Origin of the sequence: Actinocorallia sp. API 0066 (genome assembly GCF_020991275.1) — a bacterium.
Lineage (GTDB): Bacteria > Actinomycetota > Actinomycetes > Streptosporangiales > Streptosporangiaceae > Actinocorallia.
Genome location: NZ_JAJLQY010000002.1, coordinates 317,949 through 339,269, shown reverse-complemented (window position 1 = coordinate 339,269; position 21,321 = coordinate 317,949). Strand labels below are relative to the sequence as shown.

The window sequence follows — 21,321 nt, the reverse complement described above, 5'->3', positions numbered from 1 at the left end:
CTTCCGGTACGCTCCGCTGCATGTCGCCTTCCCCCGGACTTCCCCCGGCCGAGGCAGCCGAGCCCGAGTCCGCCGACCTGCTGGAACAGCGCATCGCCGCGCTGCGCGCCGAGGTGCGCCGCGCCGTCGGCCGCGGCGACCGGGCGGGCGCCCGGGTCCTGCGCGCCGAGCTGCGCCGCCTGGAGCACGCCTGGGACACCGCCGTGATGGCCCCGGCCGCGCCCGCGCCGCAGCGGATGATCCCGGTGCGCGACCAGGTGCACCACGCGCTGACCCTGCTCGGCGTCCCGGCCGCGCCCAAGCTGATCCTCGGCGTGCACGAGGCGTTCTTCTCCGGCGCGCTGGGCTCCGGCCAGCTCACCAGCCTGCGCCGCGACGAGGAGCGCTCGTTCCGCTCGGGCCCGCACACCAGGCCGTTCTACCTCTGCGCGGCGCTCACGTCCGATCTGCTGGCTCCGGCGCGCGGGCTGCTCGCGGTGAGCACCTGGCCCGCCGCCACCCGCATGGTCGGCCCGCTGAGCCCCCGCGTGGACTTCCTCACGGCCGCCGTCCGGGTCACCGAGCAGCTGGAGCGGCTCGACGCCGAGCCGGGCCCCGCCGCGCGACGGCTGCTGTGGCGCTTCGCGGCGGGCATCCCGCGCGCGACGGGCGCGCAGGGCACCGTCGACCTCTCGGCCGTCAGGGCCGCCGCGCACGCCGAGTTGGACGTGCACCGCGACGCCGACGCCGAACACCGGGCGGAGGCCGCCGAGCGGGCCGCCCGGCAGCTCGACCCGGTGGCCCAGCTGTTCGGGGCCAGGCTCCAGAACACCCGCGCGCTGGGACTCGGCTCATGAGCGCGCTGGAGGCCGTGGAGGCACGGCTGGACAGGATGCGCGGCGACGCCCCGCCCCGCAACCACGACGCGCGCAGCATCGCCGCGCTCACCACCAACCCCGGATGCAGGCGGCGCGCCCTCCTGGACGCCGCGGGCGCCGACAAGGCCGAGATCGCCAGGTTCCTCGGGCATCCGCCGCGCTTCGGCCAGTCCCAGTTCGCGATCACCCGCGGCAACGCCTTCGAGGCGACGGTCAAGGCCGACGGGTGCGCCGCCCTGTACGGCCTGCTCCGCGACAAGCTGGGGCTGCCCGTGGCCGAGTCGGAGTACGCCGACCTGGAGGAGGTCGGCGGCAACGTCAGCCGCGAGGTCCGCTACGCCCGCACCAAGCAGCTACTCAAGCGGGCCGTCGAGGGTGAGGGCACGCTGTTCGACCATCCGCTGCTGCGGGTGGAGGTCGGCGGGCACCCGGTCTACCTGGAGCCCGACGTCATCGCGTTCCGCTCGCAGGGCGCCTTCCACGTCGTCGAGATCAAGTCGTTCCCGGTGGTGGACGGGCGGGCCAACCCCGAGCAGGTCGCGGCGGCGGCAAGGCAGGCGGCCGTGTACGTGCTCGCGCTACGGCTGATGATGACGGAACTGGGCTACGACGAGGAGCTGGTCGCCGACCGGGTCGTCCTGGTCTGCCCGGAGAACTTCACCAACCGGCCGACCGCGACGCTGCTGGACGTCCGGCCGCAGCTCGGGGTCATCCGCCGCCAGCTCCAGCGCATGCAGCGGATCGAGGAGCTGCTCGCCGAGCTGCCCGAGGACCTCACGCTGGAGCCCGGCGACGGCCTCGCCGAGTCCCTGCCGCGCGTCCCGGCCCGCTACATGCCGGGCTGCCGCGCGCACTGCGACCTGTCCCTGTACTGCCGGGCCGAGGCGCGCGCGTGCGCGTCCACCGACCTGCTGGGCCGCCAGCTCGGCGACCAGCTCGGCGGCATCACCGACCTGGCCCGGGCGCTGCGCATCGCCGAGGGCGAGCCGCCGCACGACCCGGCGCTCGAAGAGGTCGCCGAGGAGCTGCGCGACGCGCACCGCCTCCTCCTGGAGCAGCTTGAGCAGCGGGAGCACGTCGGATGAGCATGCTCGGCGCGGTGGCGCGGATGAAGGCGCTGCGGGACGGCCGCGCGGTGCCGCTCGCGAGCGTCCGGCACGTCCGGCTCGCCCAGGACCCGCTCGTCCTCATCCCGCTCCGGCTGGCGGGCGAGGCCGCCGCCCCGCTCGCCGCGATGGTCGGCAACCACCCCGACAAGGCGCGCGTCCTGCTCGTGCCGCAGCCGCGCAACCGCGACCTGCGGTTCGCGTTCTTCGCCGAACTCGGCCGGATCGTGCTCGGCGAGGTCGCGGCGGCCACCGAGAACGCCGAGACGATCGAGATCAAGCGCGGCGAGCGCAAGGGCGAGACCTACGAGCGGTACCTGGACGCGCCGCAGATCCTCGTGCCGAACCGGCCCGCGATCGAGTTCCTGCGGCTGGCGGGCCGGGCCACCCGGTTCCGGCAGACCGAGGGCGAGTGGCCGGTCGCGCCCGAGGTGCCGGTGCTCGGCCGCTGGCTCACCTGGTTCGCCGACAGGTCGGACTACCCGGGCGCGTCCGCCCTGTGCGCGATGACGGAGCTGCTCGCCCAGCACTGGGCGTCCGGGCAGAGCTCGATGGAGGACGGCAACCTCGCCGCCCTGCTCGGCTGGATCGACCCCGGGCCACGGCTCGCCGGGCTGATGGGCGCGCCGTCGCCCGAGCGGTACCGGACGGGTCAGGACATGGCGACGCTCGCCGAGGACCCGCTGACCGTGCCGCCCGCCGGGCCCACCACCGACCCGACGTTCGACAACGAGGTCCTCGCGCCCACGATCGCCGTCTACGACACCGCGCCCGAGGGCCCGGCCCGCGAGCACGCCGAGGAGCTGTTGCGGGCCCGGCTCACCGAGCAGATGGAGCCGACGTGGCGGCTCATGTGGCACGCGGTCGGGCTGCTGCGGGAGCTGCCCGAGGCGGCGCACGTGCCAGCGCGGTTCGAAGGCGACCGGCAGTCCTTCACCAACTTCGAGGAGTCGTTGGACGAGGGCCTGCCTCAGGCCCGGCATGACGGGGCCGTGGCGGCGGCGCGCAGGCTGGCGTCCCTGGAGGGCGCGGCCTCCCGGTACACCGTCCAGCGCGCGCTGGACGACCCCCTCGTCATGGCCGAACACCGGCTCACGGGCGAGGCGTTCAGGGGCGAGGTCGTCTGGACCGACCCGGACAACGTCAACGAGAAGGGGTTGCGCAGGCCGCTCGTCCAGCTCATCACCCCCGACAGGCTCCGGATCGAGCCCGGCATGACCGTGCACAACGCGTCCCGCACCCAGAAGGCCGCGGTGCTGGAGGTGGACGGCGACACCGTCACGCTGCGGATCGAGAACGGCATGGGCAACGCGCGCAAGCCACTGCCCGGCTCGATCCCCGAACAGGGCCAGCGGCTGTGCTTCACCACCTTCGCCGACGAGTTCCGGCCCGGCGGGTCGCTGCCCGAGCCGGAGGAGACCCCCTGGACGCACGGCGGCCCGCCCGAGGACCGGACCGAGCCGAACGAGACGGCAGCCGAGGAGATGACCCATGAGCGCGAAGACGCCTGACCTGGGGACGGCTGGCGCGCTCGCCGACGCGGCAGTCGCGGGGGTGCTCGCCGACCTCGCCGACGGGAGCCATCGCGGCGTCGTGGTGGACTCGCCGCCCGGCGCGGGCAAGTCCACGCTCGTGGTGAAGGCGGCGCTGCACCTGACGGACGCGGGCGAGCGGCTGATGATCGTCGCGCAGACCAACGAGCAGGTGGACGACCTGATCGAGCGGCTGTGCGCGAAGACGTCCGAGCTGGTCATCGGACGGCTCTCGGCGGGCGACTACCAGCCCACCGAGCGCGTCAAGCGGCCGAACGTGCTGGTCAGCCCGAAGATCGACGCGCTGGCCGGGGTGCCGCTGGTGATCGCGACCGCGGCGAAGTGGGCGACGGTCGCCGACGGCACCTGGTCGTGGGCGATCGTGGACGAGGCGTACCAGATGCGCTCGGACGCCCTGCTGCGGATCGCCGCCCGGTTCGAGCGCGCCCTTTTTGTGGGCGATCCGGGGCAGTTGGACCCGTTCTCCACGGTGGACTCCGGCCGCTGGGCCGGGCAGTCGTGGGACCCCACGCAGTCGGCCGTCTCGGTGCTGCTCGCGCACAATCCGGACCTTCCGGTGCATCGGCTTCCGGTGTCGTGGCGGCTTCCGGCTTCGGCGGCGCCCGTCGTCTCCGACGCGTTCTACCCGTACACCGGGTTCCGGGCGGGCACCGGGCACGGGGACCGGCTGCTGCGGTTCGAGGCGGCGGGCATGGGCGCGTTCGACGACGCGCTGGACATCGCCGCAGCTTCCGGCTGGAGCCTGTACGAACTCCCCCGAAGGCACACCATCCGGACGGACTCGGAGGCCGTCACCGCGACGGCCGCACTGGCGACCCGGATCCTCCAGCGCGGGGCCGTCGCCACCGCCGACGGGTCCGAGAAGGCCGTCACGGCCGAGCGGATCGCCGTCGGCGCGGCCCACCGCGACCAGGTCGCGGCGGTCAAGGCACGGCTCGCCGGCACCGGGATCACCGTGGACACCGCCAACCGGCTCCAGGGCCGCGAGTACGACGTGACGGTCGTGCTGCACCCCCTGTCGGGCCGCCGGGACGCCACCGAGTTCCACCTCCAGGCGGGCCGCCTGTGCGTGCTCACCTCACGGCACCGGCACGCCTGCGTCGTCGTCGCCCGCGCCGGGATCCCCGACCTCCTGGACGCCCACCCCTCGACCGGGCCCGTCCACCTCGGGCTCCCGATCAAGTTCCCGGACGGCTGGGAGGCCAACCAGTCCGTCCTCGCTCACCTGGACGACTACAAGGTGACGGCCTAACGTCGCCGTCGCCGGGCGATGACCTTGGCGGCGGTGACGCGGACGGGCCGGATGACGCGGAGGAACTCGCCGCCGAGGATGACGCCCGCGCCGAGCGCCAGCGCCGTCGAGACCGCCTCCACGAGGGTGACGAGGCCCGTCTCGGTGTGGTCGGTGGTGACCTCCAGGAGGCCCCGGTACATGAGCGTGCCGGGCATGAGGGGCGCGACGCACGGCACCACCGCCACGACCGGCGGGACGCCCCGGTAGCGGGCCAGCGCCGTCATGAACAGCCCTACCACGAGCGTCGCGACCAGGGCCGCCGCGGCCGCCGCGACGTCGCCGCGCAGCAGCCAGGTGAAGATCGTCCAGCTCACCATGCCGCCGAGCGCGGCGGGCGCGACCCAGGCGGGCGGCGCGATGACGTGCACCGCGAACGCCGCCGAGATCACCCCGGCGGCGAGGATCGAGCTGCGTTCGGCGAGCCGCGCCAGCGGCAGGTGCTCCAGCGAGATGGGCACGCCGAGCCGGGCCGCGACGTAGATGGTGAACCCGACGCCGCTGAGGATCGCCGCGATGATGAACAGCGCCTCGATGAGCCGGATCGAGCCCGTCACGTAGTCGCCCGCGATGCCGTCCTGCATGCTCGCGACGAGCGCGCGGCCGGGGATCAGCGCGATCACCACGCCGATGATGACGGCCCCGGCCGCGACGTCCACGTCGAGCCAGACGAGCAGGGCGGCGAGCGTCGCGGCGATGCAGGCGGCGACGGCCGTCTGGAGGAACTCCGAGACGCCTCGGGAGCCGAGCCGCGCGGCGGCCCGGTCGCCCAGCAGGGTGGCGGCGAACGCGGCGAGCGCCGACAGCGCCCCGCCCCCGACGAGCACCGCGCCCGCCCCGGCCAGCACCGCCAACGCGGGCGCGTGCGCCCACCACGGGTACGGCCCCGGATCCGCGATGATCTTCCGCAGCCGCTCGGACGCCTCCTCGATCGTCAACCTCCCCGCGACGGCCTCAGCGGTCAGCCGATCCACCTCAACCAGCCTCGTAAAGTCCGCCACCCGCCGCCGAATCGTCCGCTCCCCCGTCACCGGCGGCTTCCCATGCCCCGGCAGATACGACACCGAAATCGCCGAAAGCGTCACATTAACCTCAGACCTCACCGGCATCCCAAATGCCCGCCCAAACCCCATAACAGCCCGCTCCACACTTTCCGCCGACTCCCCACCCGCCAACATCAACTCCCCCACCCGCAACGCCAACTCCATCGCCAAATACGCCGCGTGATCCCGCTCCTGCTGCACCCGCACCCTCCCCGGCCGCGAGCGTAGCCACCGAACGCCGGGACAGCGCTCACCCCTGTCGGGACTGACGAACTCTTTGCGATAACACCCGTCCACACCCCCAAGCGACCAGCCCCTCATGGAAGGACGAACAAGGCAACAAAAAGGCCCCAGAAAGCTGGGGCCTCGCGTGCTCGGTGGGGGCGATATGGGGGCTAGGACGCCTTGAGGGCGTGGATCAGCGCGCCGAACGTCTCGGGGGCGAGCGTCTGGTGGCCGAGCTCGGGGTTCTTGGAGTCCCGGACGCCGACGCGGTTGCGGAACACGGCCAACTCCAGGCAGTGCTCACTCACGCCCTCGGTGGAGTAGCTGCTCTTGCGCCAGATAGTCATATCTTCTCCATCAGCTCGGCCGTCGACCTTCGCAAAAGGCCCCAGAAGGCTGGGGCCTCGCGTGCTCGGTAAGGGCGATTGTGGGGCTAGGACATCTTGAGGGCGTGGACCAGCGCGCCGAACGTCTCGGGGGTGAGCGTCTGGTGGCCGAGCTCGGGGTTCTTGGAGTCCCGGACGCCGACGCGGTTGCGGAACACGGCCAACTCCAGGCAGTGCTCACTCACGCCCTGTGTGGAGTAGCTGCTCTTGCGCCAGATAGTCATATCTTCTCCATGAGCTCACCGATCAGTCTTCTGGACGAGTCTACCGATAGCGCGTCCGAGCCGATGAGGTCGAACTGGTGCTTGAGCATGGCGACCTCGGCGACCTGGGTGACGAGTCGGCCGTCGACCTTCGCCTCGATGAACCCTACGTCGCCCCGGGGCCCGGCGATGATCTTGAAGGGGCCGTCCAGACCTTCGTTCGCGCCAGCGGTGTTGGGGACCACGCGAAGAATGATCTTCGGTCGATGGGACAGTTCGATGAGGTGGGCGAGTTGCTTGCGCATCACCTCGCGCCCACCGACGTGCGGGCCGAGCACCGTCTCCGCGATGAGGACCCACAGGAACGGGCTCGCGCCTCCTTCGTCAAGGATCGCCTGTCGCTTTCGCCGATCCGAGAACGTTTTCTCCGGGTCGCGGGCTCCGCCTCGGAGGACCAGCGCCCTCATGTAGTCCTCGGTCTGGAGCAGCAGTGGGACGACCTGCCCTTCATACATCCAGACACCCGTTGCGATCTGCTCAAACTGGACATAATTCTTCGCCCAGTTCGGATCTCCCCCCAAACGGGCGTACCAGACGAGATCCTGGAACAGTGTGGCCAGCTTCCACTTCGCGTCCAAGATCGCCGCGTGGCGCTCGTCAAGCTTCGCGTCGCCGGTTTCCATCCGGGAAACCGTGGCCCGCGAGCAGTTGAGCCACTTCGCGACGGTGTCGCCGGAGTGGCCGTTGTGCATCCGGAAGAACCGCAGGTAGAAGGCGCTCATGTCCCACAGATTGCCGCGCGGATCGGGTGACTCCCTGAGGTTGAACACGACACGTACCGCCCTTCTCCGTTTCCCGGTTTTACGCCAAACAAGGACAACGGTAACCGCGTCTTGCCAAGCACGCCACCAAAAGAAGGAACCAGCCAAGGGGAATCGGCGACCAATCGGACGAACAGCACGAACGATACTTACACCAACCGAACACACTGGTCCTACATCGTCAAAAGCGATATTCACCGACAAAGTAGAGCAAGGCGGCGTTCGTAAGGGCGCACGGAGGAGTCGCGCCCACGCCGTTCACGGACGCCGCGTTCGGGGTGGGGCGGGCGGGTCGGGCGGGTCGTGGGGGCCGCCGTTCGTGGCTGCATGCGGTGGCTGTGGATCGCGTTCTCCGGCGCACCGGATGTGGGGGCGTTGGGTTAAAGTCGCGGTAACCGATCAAGGAGCGCGCATGCTGACCTATGCCCTCGTCCTGCTCTGTGTGGCAGTCGGGGCTCTGGAACTGTACGCGGGCAGGCAGTCCAAGTACCAGGCGGAGGCGTTCGTCAGCCGGGTCAGGGACCTGCACGACCTCGTGCTGCGCCAGCACAACCGGCTGGAGTCCACCGGACGTGAGCTGAACGACGAGCTCGCGGAGGTCAAACAGCGCATGCTCCCCGATCTGGGGTTCCGGGTCAGCCAGCACGGCGGCAGACTGGACGAGATGTCGTCGCTGCTGCACCGGGCCGAGGAGTACATCAGGGCGCAGGCGATCCGGCTGCACGAGCTGGAGAAGCAGCGCGACGTCCTCGCCGAGCTGCGCGGCAGGCTCGCCGACATGGAAGCGACATCGGTGCCCGTCGCGGTGCCCGCGATCGCCGGAGGCAACGGAGACGCCCGCGTCGAGGCCGCCCTCACCCGCATCGCCGACCTGGAGACGGACAGAGGCCGCGTCCTCGAACTGCACCGTGACCTCTCAACGGCCTTGGAGGAGATCGAGGACGTCGTCACGGACCTCCTCCAGTACACGTCGAGCGAGCTGGAAGGCTCCCTCGCCGCCACGCTCGACGACGGCGCCGTGCCCGTCGGCACCGTCGCCGGGTCGCTCACGTCGGTGGACCCGGCGCTGCGCGAGGTCCTCGCCGACGTGTACGAGCGGGCCGTGGAGGGCAGCGGCCTCACCGTCCGGTTCAAGCAGGCCGAAGAACGGCTCACCCGCTACTACCTCACCGGGCGGATGCTCGAAGAACTCGGCGGCGGCTACACGTCCCTGCTGATCAGCATGACGATCGGCGACGGCCTGACCGCCTCGCGCGGCGGCCTGCCCGGCGACGCCGCCTCGGTGACGGCACTGCTGCGCGCCCTCCACGAGTCCGAGGGCGCCGTAGCGCGGATCGGCCCCCTGGTGGTGAGCCGGACCACCGACACGCTCGTCGCGGGCGTCCTCACGCCCGCGCAGAGCCTCGACGTGGACCGGCGCGGCCTGCTCGCCGACCCGGTGTCGGCGACGGGGCTGCTGCGCGAGCTGCCCGTGCACCAGGTGTTCGACCTGACGACCTGGGCGCTGCGTCACGGGTAGAGCTGCACCACCGTGTTCCCGTCGGCCATCCGGACCAGGAGCGGCGCGACCGGCGTCCCGGTGGCGCGGTCCAGTTCGACGCCCAGGCCGAAGCCCTTCTCGGCGTCGAGGAACACCACGTCGCTGAGCGATTTGGCGGCCCGGATCGCGGGGCCCGCCGAGTCGGCGTCGCGCGGGTCGAAGAGCGTCGCGTAGGTGAGGCGGCGCGCGTAAGCGGTGAGTGACGCCGCGTCGATCACCCGGCTGCCGACGGCCGCGCACGGGCCGCTGATCACGATGCCGGTGCGTCTGCCGCGCTCGCCCCGCACAAAGATCTCCCGCTCGGGCTCGCGCCGCACCGCCGCGCGCGGCAGTTGGAGCCCAAAACCCGTCTGACCGGCGAAGACGGGCGCCGACCCCGGCTGTGACGACACCCGTACCTGTTCCGGCACCGGCTTGCCGCCGGACAGATACAGCTCGAATCCCTTGACGAGAAGCTTCCAGACCGCCTTGCCCGTCAGTTCGGCGTACACCGCCTCCTGCGGCCGTGCGAACCCCGGCACCTGACCCATGGTCACCATCGTGGGGTCACCCGCCGCATCCGCACAAGACTAACGACACCGACCCGTTCCAGGAAATTTCCTGACGCGCCGCTTTTCCCCGGTCTTTCTCCAGGCTCAGCGCCTCCCCCGCACCTCGATCCGCTCCAGCAGCTCGGCCGTGGCCCGAGCCACGGCCTCCACCGCCTCCTCGAACGCCTCGGCGTTGTGCGCCGCCGGCTCCCTGAACCCCGAGATCTTCCGCACGTACTGGAGCGCCGCCGCCCGCACGTCGTCCTCGGTCACCTCGTCCGCGAACGGAGGCCGCAACGTCTTGATGCTCCTACACATACTCCCATCATCGCCCCTCCCCGGCCGTGCGCCGTTCGTCGTCCACGGGCGCGGCGGGTTCCGGCTTCGGGGCCGGGCGGGCGAAGAGCCAGGACGTCGGCGGCTCCATGAGCCGGTGGAAGACCTTCGCCACGGGCGGGCTGCACAGCACAGCGCCGAGCGCGAACGCCAGCACGACGACGATCAGCGCCCCGGCCAAGCCCTGCGGAAGCAGGTCGAACCAGCCGAGGCGGACGGCCACCTGGATGACCCCGTAGTGCAGCACGTACATGTACAGGGAGCGGCCGCCCAGCCGGGAGACGAGCCCCTCCCGCGTCGGGACGAGCGACAGCACCGCGGCCCCCGCCACCAGCGCGGTGACGACGAAGAACGCGCGCACCCCCATACCGACCGGAGCCGACAGCTCCGAGCCCGCGTAGGAGTTGGCGAACGCGTTGTAGAGCACGCCCTTGCCCGAGATGTAGTCGGGCAGGAGGACGAGGAACGCGGCGAACTCGGCGGCCAGCACGACCCCGGCCGCCACCCGCACCCCGCGACGGCGCAGCGGCTCCAGGTGCTCCCGACGGACGACGAGGCCGAGCACCACGAACGGGAGCATCGACACGATCCTGGTGAACGCCTGCAGCTCGACCAGGCCCGCCGCCAGCGACACAAAGACCGCGACCGCGACGGGGTGCCGCAGTTGCAGCCACAGCGGGGCGACGCCGCGCCAGACGAACATCGCGGTGAGGAACCACAGGTGGTCGTACGGGTCGAGGGGGTTGTAGCCGAAGGGCAGGTCCTTCAGGACGGCCTCAAGGATCTGGTAGAGCAGCAGGAAGATCAGGTACGCGATCGCGATCTTGGCGACGAGCCTGCGGGCCCGTCCGTGCGAGCGCAGGAAGCCCTGGGTGAAGTAGCCGACGAGGAAGGCGAACACCGGCATCCGGAACGCCGCGCAGGCCATCTCGAACGCCTCGAACGCGTGGGGCGGGTCGATGTAGTCGATCGCGTGTCCCATGACCACGAGGCCGCCGATGAGGAACTTCGCGTTGTCAAAGTAGGCTTCGCGGGAGCTCACGCGCGACATGCCAGCCCCACCCCTTGTGCGGTCGAGACGAGGGCGAACCCCGGCAGGGCGCCGGGCGCCAGCGCGGGTGACGTGAGGTCGGCGAGGACACAGCGGACACCGTGCCGGGCGGCGATCGCGGACCGGTCTGCCGCCCGCGTCCCCACCGCGAACAGGGCGGCGTTGTCGGCCTCGCGCGCGGCGGCGTCCACCCACGGGTAGGGCCAGCCGGGCACGAGCGAAAGCCCGCCGCGCGCGTTGACGGCGCGGGCGGCGAAGTCGGTCTGCGCGGCGACGACGTCACCGGGCCGGATCTCGGCGAGCAGGTGCGCGTATCCGGTGGCCGGGTCGCGCTGTTTCCACTCGGCGAGCGTCGCGGCCTCCACGGGCCGCCACAGGGGCCGTGTCAGGCCGCCCAGGTTGCCGTACAGGCCGACGGCGCAGGCGACCCCGACCGCCGCCCAGGCGAGCCGTGGCCTGGCCCTCTCGCCGCACCAGGCGGCGAGCGACAGGTGCAGGGGCAGGACGGCGACCGGCAGCGTCCTGGCGAACCCCCACGAACCGGCGGCGAACGCGGCCGCGAGCACCGCGCAGACCAGGCCGAACAGGACGAGCAGTTCCCTGCCGAGCGGCCGGTTCCGGCGCGCGACGAGCGCGGGCAGCCCGGCGAGAGCGAGGCCGTAGTGGGCGAGCCCGTGGTCGGCCCACAGGTCGTCGACGAGCGTCCAGTGGATCTCGGCCATGCCGGGGGTGGCGGCCATGAGGTCGGTGACGTCGGAGAACGGCCACAGCAGCGCGAGCCCCACGGCCGCGAGCGCGGCGGGCGCCAGGACGGGACGCCGCAGGGTCGCGCGCGGGTCGGCCAGCGCGAACGCGACGAGGCCCAGGGCCGTCCCGACGGTCGTGAACGGATGGACGAGGACGAGCACCGCCATCACGAGGGCGAGCAGCGCGGGGGCGCCGTATCCGGGACGCCCCGAGCGGATGTCAAGGAAGACGTCCCAGGCCAGGAGCATCAGGGCGGTCGCGAACAGGCTCGGGTAGGCCATGGTCCACGACAGCGAGTACAGGCCGGTGAAGCCGCTCCACGCCTGCGGGTGCAGCCCCCACAGCAGCAGGCAGAAGACGACGGCGAGGACCGTGGTGCGCGCTCCCCCGCCGAGCCTGCGGGTGAACCGGGCGAGCGCCCACAGCCACAGCGCGACGTTGAGGACCCCCGCGACCCGCAGCACCGTGATCGGGGCGAACCCTCCCGCTTTGGCTGTGAGGGCGAGCAGGTAGGCGTAAGGCGAGTAGTAGGGGCTGCCCTCGGCCAGGCCGACGAGGGGGTCGGCCGGGCTCCACGGGTCGGCGATCAGCGCGTGCAGGGTCGCGAGGTGGATCCGCGTGTCGCCCGCCCAGGGGGCGCCGAAGGACAGGACAGCGGCCCATCCGACGAGCGCGGCGGCCAGCACCGTGGGAAGTCGACGGGTCACCCAAGCCTCGCAAACGAACGGCCCAGCGGCCTTCCGCCTCCAAGACCTGCGCACTCAATGAAGTGTCAACTATAAATCAGGGCGAAGAGGATCATGTTGGAAATCCCATGACACTTGGGTAACTCAGGGGTCGAAGAGGCAGAGGGTGGCGGTGGCGTCGTCGTGGCGTTTGGTGCGGGGCCAGCGGTGGCAGTCGGGGTCGGCGTCCTCGGCGGCCCGGGTGCGGTCGATGAGGGCCTGGGGGCCGTCAGTGGCCAGCAGGGTGAGGAGATCTTGCCAACCCAGGATGTGGAACTTGTCGGCGAGGCGGGTGGCGCCGTCGGTGAGGAGGGCGGCGCGGCGGAGGGCGCCCGGCGGGCGGGCGCCGGTGATCGCGCGGGCCGCGGCGGCCGGGTCGGCGGCGGCATAGGTGCGGGCGTACTCGCGGGAGACGACCTCCACACTGTCGCCGGAGTCCAGGAGGAGGACCGAATCGGCCAGGACCAGGTACTCGACGCCCTCGGGGCGCTCGCGCAGGGCCAGGACCGTCGCGGCGGGCGTCGCCGGGTGGCGCAGGTCGCAGGTGCCCGCGTGCCGGGCCGCCACCGCCTCGATCGCGCCCGCCAGACAGGCCCGCAGGGCGTTTCCCCTATCCAGGGGGACGGGCGGGTTGTCCAGCATCCTGCCGAGCAGTTCCAGGCCGAGCGTGCGGGCGTACCAGGCGGTGCCGTGGCGGCAGCCCAGATCCGTGCCGGGCGGCAGGCTGCATCCGTCCAGCACCACCACCGCGCCCTCGGCGGCGGCGAAAAAATCCTCGTTGGGCCAGTCCCGCTCCGGAACCGCCCGCGTCGCCCACGTCACCTTCATGGCCGCCTCCTCTCCCTCCACAGACGCGCACCGGAGGCCCCGGGTTCGACTACCGTTTGCCTGACCGGTCTTTCGAAAGGACGTGAACCATGCCCCTGCTCTTCGGTGGCTTCGGGCTGATCCTGCTCGCGTTCTGGATCTTCTGCATCTTCGACGTCCTCACCACCGACGCGGGGGACGTCAGGAATCTTCCCAAATTCCTGTGGCTCGTGGTCGTCCTGCTGATCCCCGACGTCGGCTCGATCCTCTGGCTCGTCTTCGGCAGGCCCCGGCCGCCGTGGGAGGCGCTCCGCCGCCCGCCCGCGACGCCGGTCGCGCCCGACGACGACGAGGAGTTCCTGCGCGGCCTGAAGGCGCGGGTCGAGGAGCAGCGGCGCAAGGCGCGCGAGCAGCAGCAGGGCGAGGAGCCCTGACGCGCGGCGCGGACCGGCGGCCGCACGCCGCGCGTGTCCGCGCCTCCACTGCGGGGTCGCCGATGGTAGCAACTTTGCTACTTTCCGCGACTCCCAGGAGGAACCCATGCGCCTTTGGTCCGCTTTCGCCGTCTTCGCGGTGAGTGTCGGCCTACTCGCCGCCGCGCCCACCGCCGCGAGCCGCGCGCTCCCGACCGCGCCCAGCGACCTGCCCACCTACACCTGCGCCACCGACGGGCCCGTCCCGCTGATCTACCCGCCCGTCGTGCACGGCGTGAAGTGCGCGGCCTCCAACGGCGCCAAACCCACCGGCACCACCAGCGGCGCGCTCCGCATCATCATCACCCGCTCCACCGGCACCGGCGAACCCCGCATCTGGGGCTGTACCAGCACCACGGTCTACGACCGCGACAACACGGGCAAGTCCGTCGTAGGCACCAACTGCTTCCCCGAACCCTGAGGCCCCCGCGCCGTCGTCGCCGGGGCGTCCGCGCCGTCCCGGGGTCAGGCGCGGAGGACGGGGAGGAAGACCGCCGTCGGGTGGGGCGGGCCGTGCAGGACCTCGTGGTGTTGGGGGACGGTCTCGCGGGCGGTGGCCAGGGGCTCGCCGGTGCCGGGGTTGCGGGCGAACCTCGGGTGCGAGCCGCCCGCGACGTGCACGCGGATCCGGTGGCCCGCGCGGAACCGCCAGGCCGTCGGCCACAGCTCGACCGTGACCTCGCGGACGCCGTCACGGGCGGGGTGCGTGTCGGGGGTGAGGCGGACGAGACCGTCACAGACCTGGACGGAACGGCCGTCGGCGGCCACGTCGCAGACCCGGACGAGCAGGTCGCCGTGCGGGCGGGCCGAGCGCAGGTGCACCACGGCGGAGACCGGGCCCGCCACGTCGAGGTCGGCGGGCAGCGGCGGCGACGTCCAGAGCGCCACGTCAGGGCGGACCTCGACGGCCGCCTGGTCGCGCGGGCCGCCGCCGGGGCCGAGCAGCGGGCCGCCGACACCCGGGGTCGGATCGGCGGGATCGTAGGTGAAGGACGTGCTGCCCTCCTTGCCCGGGTCGTCGCGCAGCGCGCCGTCCGGATGCAGGTAGAAGGCCCGGCTGTCGGCCGGTGGAGGCCATGACGCGTAGCCGCGCCACTCGTCGGCGTTCTGGAGGTGGAGGCGGACCGGGTCGCCGTCGGGGACGCCGCCGCGCGCGAGGGTGCCGAACCAGTCGAGCGCGTCGCGGAGCGCCGCGCCGAACAGGGCCGGTGAGGTGTGCGTCCACGGGCCGATGGTGAGGCGGGTGCGGGCGCCCGCCTTCGTGAGGGCGGCGTGGTCGGCGAGCTGGGACTGGAGGAACAGGTCGTGCCAGCCCGTGACGAGCGTCGCGGGAGCGGTGACGTCGGCGACGCGGGCGCGGTGGTCGCGGGTGTCGGTCCAGTACGGGTCGCCCGGGTCGGCGTGCCTGAGCCACTCGCGGAACCACGGGATGGGCTCGCCGCGCACCGCGACGTCGGCCTCCTCCAGAGGCAGCGTCAGGTAGGCGCGCTCCAGACGGCGGGACTCGCGCAGCGCCGCGACCCGGCCGCGCACCGGGCCGAGGTCGCGCCTGGCCATCATCGCCGACCACGAGAGGCAGCCTCGCAGGGTGAACGCCTCGCCCAGGTACGTCTGGTCGCGGAACTGGGAGGCGGCGGCGAACGGGGCGATCGCCGTCAGCCGCTCCCCCGCCTCGGCGGCGACGGCCCACTGGGCGAGCCCCAGATAGCTGGGCCCGAACGTCAGTGTCCGGCCCGCCCACCACGGCTGCCGCTCCAGCCAGTCCAGCGTGGCGAGGCCGTCGGCCCGCTCCGCGAACGGGTCGAACTCGCCGCCCGACCCGCCCGTGCCCCTGACCGACTGGACGACGACCCGGTAGCCCCGGCGCGCGAACGGCACCGCGCACGCGTGCTCCACCCACCCGCGCCGCCCATACGGACTCCGCACCAACACCGTCGGCGCGTGCTTCACCCCCTGCGGCTCGTACACGTCCGCCAGCAACACCACCTCGTCGGGCATCACCACCGGCACCGCCCGCCGCACCCGCACCCGCGCCGTCAACGCGGGCGGCAACCCCCACACCCGCTCCAGAACCCGTCCCACCACCATGCCCCGACCCTAACCCGGCCCCCCGACATTCCCCGCCCCTCCACCGCCCCCCTCCCCCAACCCAACCCACCCAGCCGCGACCGCCGCGTGAGTGGCCCCGAGGGGGGCATGCCGCGTTTGTGGTGGTCTGGTGGTCTTGTGGGGTGTTGCGGGGTGTGGGGCCGGGTGGGTGGGTTGTGGTGTGGGGTCAGGGGGTGGGTTGGGTGGTGATCTGGTCGCCTCGGATGGTGACCTGGGTGCCGGGTTTGAGGTCCTTGGTGGTTCCGGGGCGGGTTGTGGTGACGGTCGTCTGGTCGGTGAGGTTGATCTTGACGGTCTGGCCGTCAGGGGTGGTGAGTTCGAGGGTGGTGGCGGAGACCTTGATGACGGTGCCGGTGGTCGGGCGGTTGCCTTGCGGGCCGCCCTGACCGTTTCCGGGGAAACCGCCCTGGCCGCCGCCCGGGAAGCCGCCCGGGACACCGCCGGGGAAGCCGCCCGGGCCGCCGCCGGGGCCGCCGCCGGGGAAGGTGCCGCGTTGCGGGGCCTGGGCGGCGGGGGTGGTGTCGGGGCCCCAGTGGCGGTCGGCCTGGATGCCGCCGAGGAAGCCCGCGACGGCGACGACGCCCGCGCCGAGCGCGAGGGTGGCGACCGGGAGACGCGCGCGGGGCGGGCGGGCCGCCAGGGCCTCTTCGAGGGTGTCCTCGTAGGGGGAGGTCTCCAGGAGGTCCTGGGGGGTGATCGGCTCGGGCATGCGTGGCAGCATCGGGCCGTCGTCTGGGCGGAACGTGAGCGCCGGGTGAGAGGACGATGAGATCAGCCCGTCGTGATCTCCACGGTGGCGGGCGTGCCGGAGCGGATGCCCTTCGGCCGGGACGAGAGCGAGACGAGCACCTCGTAGCGGACGACCGACGTCGCCGACTGCTGGAACCCTCCCCCGCCGCCCGCGCCCGTGGTGCTCGCCGCGCTGACCGGGGTCGGCGCGACGGACACGACCTCGCCCTTCACCGTCGCGTCCAGCGAGTCGAACACGACGGTCGCCTTCTGACCCGCCTTCACCAGCGCCGTGTCGGCCTCGGTGAACTCGGCGCCGACCCGTAGCCGCGTCAGATCGGCGAGCGTGACGACCGCGCCACCGGCCTGCGCCTCGGCGTCCACGGTCGCCGTCACCGAGGTGACGGTTCCGGCGAACGGCGCGTGGATCCGCGTGCCCTCCACCGCGCGCCGCGCCGCCCGGTACCCGTTGCGTGCCTTGACGAGCTGCGCGTAGGCCCGCTTCTTCTCGCCCTTCTCGGCCTCCGCGTACCCGTCCTGCGCCGCGACGTAAGCGGTGTACGCCGCATCGAGTGCCTCATTGGGCACCGTCGCGTCCACGGCGGCCAGCAGGTCCCCCTTGGCGACCTTGTCCCCGGCCTTCACCTTCACCTGGGTGACGACACCACCCGTCCCGAACGAGAGACTCCGCACCCGAGCGCTCTCCACGGTCCCGGAGGCCGAGACCGTCCCGTCAGCCCCTCCGGCGGGCTCAGCGGCCTCCGTCGCCACCGAAGTCGCCGCCGTCGAGACCCCGCCGCCCGGCTCCGCCCCTCCCGAGCACCCGGACAACCCGCCCACGAGCACAAGGGCCACGGCCAACGCCGCCACCTTCACCGACCCGTTCATGCCACCCCGCCATCGCCCGGCTCCCGCCCATCGGTGGTGTTCTGGGCAGTCGGAGCGTCCTCGGTGCCTTCGGGGGCGCTCTGACCGTTCGGCCGCCCGCCCTGACCACCGGGACCGCCGCCCTGGCCGCCGCCGGGGCCGCCGAAGCCGCCTTCGGGCCTGAGGGAGGCGCACTCCTGCATGGCCCGCTGCTGTTCGGCCGACAGGGTGGGCATCCCGCCGGGAGCGCCCGAGGGGCGGTCGGTCGGCCTGCCCGCGCCGTCCGGGGCGCCTGAGGGGCGGCCCGCGCCGTTGGGGCCGGGCAGGGTGACGCCGTGTTCCTCCAAGCATGCCTGGTAGGCGGCGAAGTCGCCGGTGCCGGTGGTTTTGTCGTCGCCGCAGGCGGTGGTGAGGGAGAGCAGGGCGGCCAGGGCGAGGCCGGTTCCGGCTCGGGTGAGGGTTCTCATCGGGGGTCTCCTGGTTCGCGGGGGGCGCCGCCGGGGAAGTCGGTCGTGGCGCCGCCCGGACGCCCCGTGGACGGCTCTGAGACGGCCGTGGGCGCGTCCGTGCCGCCGCCCCAGGTCTGGTGCGCCTGGACGCCGCCGAGGAACCCGGCGACGGCGACGAGCCCCGCCGCGAGGTACAGGGTCGGCCCGGGACGCGGCCGGGCGGGCCGCGCCGCGAGCGCGTCGTCCAGGCCGCCGGGGAAGGGGCTCTCGGCCAGGACGGCGGTGCCGTCGGCGGGCGGCGCGGAGGCGTCGCGGTGTCTTGCGTTGCTCATGGGGTTCCTACTCGTGTCGGAGGGCCTCGATGGGCCGCAGGTTGGCCGCGCGGTTGGCGGGGTAGCTGCCGAAGAACAGGCCGATCGCCACCGAGACGCCGAGCGCCAGCGCGATCGACGAAGGCACGAGCACCGGCTGCACGCCGACGATCTCGAACCGGCTGCCGACGACCCCGACGAGCACCCCGAGGACCCCGCCGAGCAGCGAGAGGATCGTCGCCTCCGCCACGAACTGGCCGAGGATGGCGCCCTTGGGCGCGCCGATGGCCTTGCGGACGCCGATCTCGCGGGTCCGCTCCGTCACCGTGACGAGCATGATGTTGGTGACGCCGATCCCGCCGACGAGCAGGCTGATCGCCGCGACGGCCGCGAGCAGCACGGTGAAGGTGCGGCTTGACTCCGCGACGGCGTCCTGCGCGGAAGCCTGGTTGTACACGGTGAAGTCCGAGGTCGATCCGGTGATCTTGTGCCGCTGGTTGAGGATCGTGGTGATCTCGGCCTGCGCGTCGTCCACGACGTCGGCGTTCTTCGCCCGCACGACGATCTGGCTGAGCGACCCGTAGCTGGTCAGGGTGCCCTGCACGGCGGTGATCGGCGCGATGGCGACGTCGTCGGCGTCCTGGAAGCCGGTGGAGGCCGACCCGGACTCCGCCAGCACCCCGACGACGGTGAAGAACGCGCCGGACACGTTGATCTTCTTGCCGACGGGTTCGACGGCGCCGAACAGCTCGGTCGCCACGGTCGGCCCGATGAGGACGACCCGGGCCCGCCCGTCCACCTGTGCGCGCGTGAACGCGGCGCCCTTGGCGACGGTCTTGTTCGCCGCCTTGAAGTAGCCGGGATACGTACCGATGAACTGGCTTACGTTATGGCTTGTCGTCGCGTAGGTGGTGGTGACGGAGTTGGCGTTCACCACCGGCGAGGCGCTCTCCACGTGCGGGGCGGCCTCCGGGTCCACGAGGGCTTCGGCGTCCTCGACCGTGAGCTGTTTCGCCTGGGTGCGCGGGCCTGTCGTCGCCTGGCCGCCGAAGCCGCCGCCGCGCCCCGTCGTGGAGGACGAGACGGTCAGCGAACCCGCGCCGAGCGAGCCGATGCTGTTCTTCACCGCCTCGGCCGACCCGTTGCCGACCGCCACGAGCAGGATCACCGAGGCGACGCCGATGAGGATGCCGAGCGTTGTCAGGCCGCTGCGCAGCTTGTTGGCGCCCAGGCCGCGCAGCGCGAACCCGAGGACCTCCCGCGCCCTCATCCGACGGCTCCCGACGCGACGGCGGGCGGCGGTCCCTGGACGGGCGCCTGCCTCCGGTCCTCGACGATCCGGCCGTCCACGAGGCGCAGCACCCGCTTGGCGCGTAGGGCGACCTCGTCCTCGTGGGTGATGAGCGCGATGGTCCGGCCTGCGGCCGACAGCCGGTCGAGGATGTCCAGCACGTCGTGGGTGGACCTCGTGTCGAGGTTGCCCGTGGGCTCGTCGGCCAGCAGGAGGGAGGGCGCGGTGGCGAGCGCGCGCGCTACGGCCACTCGCTGCTGCTGCCCTCCGGACAGCTCATTGGGCTCATGCCGTACACGGTCGGCAAGGCCGACCAGCTCCAACGCCGCCAGGGCGCGACGTCGGCGCTCGGCGGGCTTCACACCGCCGTACGCCAGCGGAAGCTCGACGTTCGCCAGCGCGCTCATGCGGGGGATGAGGTTGAACGACTGGAAGATGAACCCGATCCTTCGGTTGCGCAGGATCGAGAGCTGCGCCTCCTGGAGCGCGCCGACGTCGGTGCCGTCCAGCAGATAGTGGCCGGACGTGGGCACGTCGAGACAGCCGAGGATGTTCATCAGGGTTGACTTGCCCGAGCCGGACTGCCCCATGATCGCCACGTAGTCGCCCTGCTCGACGCGCAGGGTGACGCCGCGTAGGGCGCGCACCTCGGTGTCGCCGCGCCCGTAGACCTTGGTGACGGCGCGGACGTCGAGGACGGGCGGCGTCATCGGCCGCCTCCCGGCGCGCCGCCGCCGGGGAAACCGCCACCGCCTCCGCCGGGGAAACCGCCTCCGCCGGGGAACCCTCCGGTCGTGTTACCGGAGCCGGTAGAGGTGGCCACCTGGACGCGGTCGCCTTCCTCCAGGCCGGAGGTGATCTCCGTGCCCATCGTGCCCGCGACGCCCGTCTCGACCGTCCGCACGGTCGGCGTCCCGTTCCGCAGGACCGTGACGGTGCTCTGGCCGCCCGCCGTGCTGAGGGCCGCCGTCGGGACGTACAGCACGTCCTGCGCCTTGGCGGTGACGACGGTGACGGTGGCCGTCTGGCCGATCCGCACCTTCGCGGGACGGGACGTGAGCGTGACCGTCACCGCGAAGGAGACGACGTTGTTCGTTGTGGTCGGCTCGGTGGAGATCGCGGTGACCTCGCCTTGCGCGGTCACCCCGCTCAGCGCGGCGAACGTCACGGAAGCGGCCTGGCCGACCTTCAGCTCGGTGGTGTCCGCCTCGGTGAACGACCCCTCGACCTTGAGCCTGCTCGGGTTCGCTATCTCGATGAACCCGGAGGACGCCGCGCCCGAGCCGCTCGTAGCGCCGGACGAGGAGCCGCCGACCTCGCCGTTGACGGCCGTGACCGTCCCGTTGAACGGCGCCCGGATGACCGTCCCGTCCAGGGCGCGCTGGGCGCCGCGCACCGCGTTCTTCGCCTGCACGTAGGCGGCGTTGCCCTGGGCGGTGTCGGTGTCCCCGTCGGCCGCGACGGCGAGCTCGGCCTGGGCGGCCTCAAGGTTCTCCAGCGCCTCGGTCTGGTCGAGGACGGCGAGCCTGTCGCCCTTCTTCACCTTGTCCCCGACCGCGACGTCGATCTCGGCGACGGTCCCGGAGGCGGCGAAGCCCAACGCGCTGGTCTTCGCGCTCGCGACCGCGCCGGACGCCGACACCGAGGCCGTCAGGTCGCCCCGGGAGACGGTGACGGTCCTGGCCGCCGCGGCGGCCGGTTCCGCGCCGTCCCCCGCGAGCGAGAGGTAGGCGGCGCCGACACCGCCCGCCAACAGCACGCCCAGCGTGCCGTTGACCACGACGGCCCGGCGCTTGATGAGGGATTTCATGTCGCCAGAGCGTGGTGCCGCCGTCTGGGCCGACCCTGATCACCACATGAAAGTCACATGA

At 72.5% G+C, this 21,321-nt stretch carries 24 protein-coding genes; 7 read left to right on the top strand and 17 right to left on the bottom strand.

Annotated features, from left to right (window positions below):
* Nucleotides 1-20 precede the first annotated feature (20 nt).
* Genes LO762_RS06225 through LO762_RS06210 form a run of 4 tightly spaced genes read left to right on the top strand, consistent with a single transcriptional unit; the run spans nucleotide 21 to nucleotide 4,768 of the window.
* On the top strand, nucleotides 21-836 hold the full coding sequence (locus LO762_RS06225) for a hypothetical protein (RefSeq protein WP_230613234.1): 816 nt from the start codon (nucleotides 21-23) through the stop codon (nucleotides 834-836).
* Nucleotides 833-1,942, top strand: a complete 1,110-nt coding sequence (locus LO762_RS06220; RefSeq protein ID WP_230613233.1) for a hypothetical protein — start codon at nucleotides 833-835, stop codon at nucleotides 1,940-1,942. The genes LO762_RS06225 and LO762_RS06220 overlap by 4 nt, the downstream gene beginning before the upstream one ends.
* Complete coding sequence (locus tag LO762_RS06215) at nucleotides 1,939-3,474, top strand: hypothetical protein (protein ID WP_230613232.1); 1,536 nt, start codon at nucleotides 1,939-1,941, stop codon at nucleotides 3,472-3,474. Before LO762_RS06220 ends, LO762_RS06215 begins: the two co-directional genes overlap by 4 nt.
* On the top strand, nucleotides 3,455-4,768 hold the full coding sequence (locus tag LO762_RS06210; protein ID WP_230613231.1) for an AAA domain-containing protein: 1,314 nt from the start codon (nucleotides 3,455-3,457) through the stop codon (nucleotides 4,766-4,768). Before LO762_RS06215 ends, LO762_RS06210 begins: the two co-directional genes overlap by 20 nt.
* Here the strand turns inward: LO762_RS06210 and LO762_RS06205 are convergent.
* The 4 genes from LO762_RS06205 to LO762_RS06190 form a co-directional block, all read right to left on the bottom strand.
* On the bottom strand, nucleotides 4,765-6,015 hold the full coding sequence (locus LO762_RS06205) for a threonine/serine exporter ThrE family protein (protein WP_255685136.1): 1,251 nt from the start codon (nucleotides 6,013-6,015) through the stop codon (nucleotides 4,765-4,767). The two genes, LO762_RS06210 and LO762_RS06205, sit on opposite strands and share 4 nt — an antisense overlap.
* Nucleotides 6,016-6,245: 230 nt before the next feature.
* Nucleotides 6,246-6,422, bottom strand: a complete 177-nt coding sequence (locus LO762_RS06200) for a DUF397 domain-containing protein (RefSeq protein WP_230613230.1) — start codon at nucleotides 6,420-6,422, stop codon at nucleotides 6,246-6,248.
* Nucleotides 6,423-6,508: 86 nt separating this feature from the next.
* Nucleotides 6,509-6,685, bottom strand: coding sequence for a DUF397 domain-containing protein (locus LO762_RS06195; protein ID WP_230613229.1), 177 nt, complete (start codon nucleotides 6,683-6,685; stop codon nucleotides 6,509-6,511).
* Entirely contained in the window at nucleotides 6,682-7,446 is a 765-nt protein-coding gene (locus tag LO762_RS06190) for a helix-turn-helix transcriptional regulator (RefSeq protein ID WP_230613228.1), read from the bottom strand. The genes LO762_RS06195 and LO762_RS06190 overlap by 4 nt, the downstream gene beginning before the upstream one ends.
* A gap of 451 nt (nucleotides 7,447-7,897) precedes the next feature.
* Here LO762_RS06190 and LO762_RS06185 point away from each other — a divergent pair, with 451 nt between their 5' ends.
* A complete protein-coding gene (locus tag LO762_RS06185; protein ID WP_230613227.1) occupies nucleotides 7,898-9,004 on the top strand; it encodes a hypothetical protein in 1,107 nt (368 codons plus the stop codon).
* Here the strand turns inward: LO762_RS06185 and LO762_RS06180 are convergent.
* The 5 genes from LO762_RS06180 to LO762_RS06160 form a co-directional block, all read right to left on the bottom strand.
* Complete coding sequence (locus LO762_RS06180) at nucleotides 8,995-9,555, bottom strand: hypothetical protein (RefSeq protein ID WP_230613226.1); 561 nt, start codon at nucleotides 9,553-9,555, stop codon at nucleotides 8,995-8,997. The two genes, LO762_RS06185 and LO762_RS06180, sit on opposite strands and share 10 nt — an antisense overlap.
* A gap of 105 nt (nucleotides 9,556-9,660) precedes the next feature.
* The gene (locus LO762_RS06175; protein WP_230613225.1) at nucleotides 9,661-9,873 is read right to left on the bottom strand and encodes a DUF2277 family protein; all 213 of its coding nucleotides are present in this window, start codon (nucleotides 9,871-9,873) and stop codon (nucleotides 9,661-9,663) included.
* A 7-nt stretch (nucleotides 9,874-9,880) separates the two neighbouring features.
* Nucleotides 9,881-10,933: an acyltransferase family protein gene (locus LO762_RS06170; RefSeq protein WP_230613224.1), complete on the bottom strand. Its 1,053-nt coding sequence runs from the start codon at nucleotides 10,931-10,933 to the stop codon at nucleotides 9,881-9,883.
* Entirely contained in the window at nucleotides 10,930-12,396 is a 1,467-nt protein-coding gene (locus tag LO762_RS06165) for a hypothetical protein (protein WP_230613223.1), read from the bottom strand. The genes LO762_RS06170 and LO762_RS06165 overlap by 4 nt, the downstream gene beginning before the upstream one ends.
* A gap of 123 nt (nucleotides 12,397-12,519) precedes the next feature.
* Nucleotides 12,520-13,242: a protein phosphatase 2C domain-containing protein gene (locus LO762_RS06160; protein WP_230613222.1), complete on the bottom strand. Its 723-nt coding sequence runs from the start codon at nucleotides 13,240-13,242 to the stop codon at nucleotides 12,520-12,522.
* Between the two features lie 89 nt (nucleotides 13,243-13,331).
* Here LO762_RS06160 and LO762_RS06155 point away from each other — a divergent pair, with 89 nt between their 5' ends.
* Both LO762_RS06155 and LO762_RS06150 read left to right on the top strand, forming a co-directional pair.
* Entirely contained in the window at nucleotides 13,332-13,655 is a 324-nt protein-coding gene (locus tag LO762_RS06155; protein WP_230613221.1) for a PLD nuclease N-terminal domain-containing protein, read from the top strand.
* Nucleotides 13,656-13,761: 106 nt separating this feature from the next.
* On the top strand, nucleotides 13,762-14,115 hold the full coding sequence (locus tag LO762_RS06150) for a hypothetical protein (RefSeq protein ID WP_230613220.1): 354 nt from the start codon (nucleotides 13,762-13,764) through the stop codon (nucleotides 14,113-14,115).
* Nucleotides 14,116-14,159: 44 nt separating this feature from the next.
* Here LO762_RS06150 and LO762_RS06145 read toward each other — a convergent pair whose 3' ends face one another.
* The 8 genes from LO762_RS06145 to LO762_RS06110 form a co-directional block, all read right to left on the bottom strand.
* The gene (locus tag LO762_RS06145; protein WP_230613219.1) at nucleotides 14,160-15,782 is read right to left on the bottom strand and encodes a CocE/NonD family hydrolase; all 1,623 of its coding nucleotides are present in this window, start codon (nucleotides 15,780-15,782) and stop codon (nucleotides 14,160-14,162) included.
* Nucleotides 15,783-15,969: 187 nt separating this feature from the next.
* Nucleotides 15,970-16,512 carry a hypothetical protein gene (locus tag LO762_RS06140; RefSeq protein ID WP_230613218.1) on the bottom strand — a complete coding sequence of 181 codons (543 nt, stop codon included), beginning with the start codon at nucleotides 16,510-16,512 and terminating at the stop codon, nucleotides 15,970-15,972.
* A 62-nt stretch (nucleotides 16,513-16,574) separates the two neighbouring features.
* Nucleotides 16,575-17,420: an efflux RND transporter periplasmic adaptor subunit gene (locus tag LO762_RS06135; protein WP_230613217.1), complete on the bottom strand. Its 846-nt coding sequence runs from the start codon at nucleotides 17,418-17,420 to the stop codon at nucleotides 16,575-16,577.
* Nucleotides 17,417-17,866 (bottom strand): hypothetical protein, encoded by a 450-nt coding sequence (locus LO762_RS06130; RefSeq protein WP_230613216.1) that lies wholly within the window; start codon nucleotides 17,864-17,866, stop codon nucleotides 17,417-17,419. The genes LO762_RS06135 and LO762_RS06130 overlap by 4 nt, the downstream gene beginning before the upstream one ends.
* Nucleotides 17,863-18,180, bottom strand: coding sequence for a hypothetical protein (locus tag LO762_RS06125; protein WP_230613215.1), 318 nt, complete (start codon nucleotides 18,178-18,180; stop codon nucleotides 17,863-17,865). The genes LO762_RS06130 and LO762_RS06125 overlap by 4 nt, the downstream gene beginning before the upstream one ends.
* Before the next feature lie 7 nt (nucleotides 18,181-18,187).
* Nucleotides 18,188-19,429 (bottom strand): ABC transporter permease, encoded by a 1,242-nt coding sequence (locus tag LO762_RS06120; RefSeq protein ID WP_230613214.1) that lies wholly within the window; start codon nucleotides 19,427-19,429, stop codon nucleotides 18,188-18,190.
* Complete coding sequence (locus tag LO762_RS06115) at nucleotides 19,426-20,160, bottom strand: ABC transporter ATP-binding protein (RefSeq protein ID WP_230613213.1); 735 nt, start codon at nucleotides 20,158-20,160, stop codon at nucleotides 19,426-19,428. The genes LO762_RS06120 and LO762_RS06115 overlap by 4 nt, the downstream gene beginning before the upstream one ends.
* Complete coding sequence (locus LO762_RS06110) at nucleotides 20,157-21,260, bottom strand: efflux RND transporter periplasmic adaptor subunit (RefSeq protein WP_230613212.1); 1,104 nt, start codon at nucleotides 21,258-21,260, stop codon at nucleotides 20,157-20,159. The genes LO762_RS06115 and LO762_RS06110 overlap by 4 nt, the downstream gene beginning before the upstream one ends.
* Nucleotides 21,261-21,321 lie beyond the last annotated feature (61 nt).

Coding starts and splice junctions, on each gene's coding strand:
- LO762_RS06220 (WP_230613233.1), top strand. CDS start 833: ATGAGCGCGCTGGAGGCCGTGGAGGCACGGCTGGACAGGATGCGCGGC.
- LO762_RS06150 (WP_230613220.1), top strand. CDS start 13,762: ATGCGCCTTTGGTCCGCTTTCGCCGTCTTCGCGGTGAGTGTCGGCCTA.
- LO762_RS06190 (WP_230613228.1), bottom strand. CDS start 7,446: ATGAGCGCCTTCTACCTGCGGTTCTTCCGGATGCACAACGGCCACTCC.
- LO762_RS06125 (WP_230613215.1), bottom strand. CDS start 18,180: ATGAGCAACGCAAGACACCGCGACGCCTCCGCGCCGCCCGCCGACGGC.
- LO762_RS06205 (WP_255685136.1), bottom strand. CDS start 6,015: ATGGAGTTGGCGTTGCGGGTGGGGGAGTTGATGTTGGCGGGTGGGGAG.
- LO762_RS06175 (WP_230613225.1), bottom strand. CDS start 9,873: ATGTGTAGGAGCATCAAGACGTTGCGGCCTCCGTTCGCGGACGAGGTG.
- LO762_RS06120 (WP_230613214.1), bottom strand. CDS start 19,429: ATGAGGGCGCGGGAGGTCCTCGGGTTCGCGCTGCGCGGCCTGGGCGCC.
- LO762_RS06160 (WP_230613222.1), bottom strand. CDS start 13,242: ATGAAGGTGACGTGGGCGACGCGGGCGGTTCCGGAGCGGGACTGGCCC.
- LO762_RS06180 (WP_230613226.1), bottom strand. CDS start 9,555: ATGGGTCAGGTGCCGGGGTTCGCACGGCCGCAGGAGGCGGTGTACGCC.
- LO762_RS06115 (WP_230613213.1), bottom strand. CDS start 20,160: ATGACGCCGCCCGTCCTCGACGTCCGCGCCGTCACCAAGGTCTACGGG.
- LO762_RS06215 (WP_230613232.1), top strand. CDS start 1,939: ATGAGCATGCTCGGCGCGGTGGCGCGGATGAAGGCGCTGCGGGACGGC.
- LO762_RS06145 (WP_230613219.1), bottom strand. CDS start 15,782: ATGGTGGTGGGACGGGTTCTGGAGCGGGTGTGGGGGTTGCCGCCCGCG.
- LO762_RS06130 (WP_230613216.1), bottom strand. CDS start 17,866: ATGAGAACCCTCACCCGAGCCGGAACCGGCCTCGCCCTGGCCGCCCTG.
- LO762_RS06200 (WP_230613230.1), bottom strand. CDS start 6,422: ATGACTATCTGGCGCAAGAGCAGCTACTCCACCGAGGGCGTGAGTGAG.
- LO762_RS06185 (WP_230613227.1), top strand. CDS start 7,898: ATGCTGACCTATGCCCTCGTCCTGCTCTGTGTGGCAGTCGGGGCTCTG.
- LO762_RS06195 (WP_230613229.1), bottom strand. CDS start 6,685: ATGACTATCTGGCGCAAGAGCAGCTACTCCACACAGGGCGTGAGTGAG.
- LO762_RS06110 (WP_230613212.1), bottom strand. CDS start 21,260: ATGAAATCCCTCATCAAGCGCCGGGCCGTCGTGGTCAACGGCACGCTG.
- LO762_RS06225 (WP_230613234.1), top strand. CDS start 21: ATGTCGCCTTCCCCCGGACTTCCCCCGGCCGAGGCAGCCGAGCCCGAG.
- LO762_RS06210 (WP_230613231.1), top strand. CDS start 3,455: ATGAGCGCGAAGACGCCTGACCTGGGGACGGCTGGCGCGCTCGCCGAC.
- LO762_RS06135 (WP_230613217.1), bottom strand. CDS start 17,420: ATGAACGGGTCGGTGAAGGTGGCGGCGTTGGCCGTGGCCCTTGTGCTC.
- LO762_RS06155 (WP_230613221.1), top strand. CDS start 13,332: ATGCCCCTGCTCTTCGGTGGCTTCGGGCTGATCCTGCTCGCGTTCTGG.
- LO762_RS06140 (WP_230613218.1), bottom strand. CDS start 16,512: ATGCCCGAGCCGATCACCCCCCAGGACCTCCTGGAGACCTCCCCCTAC.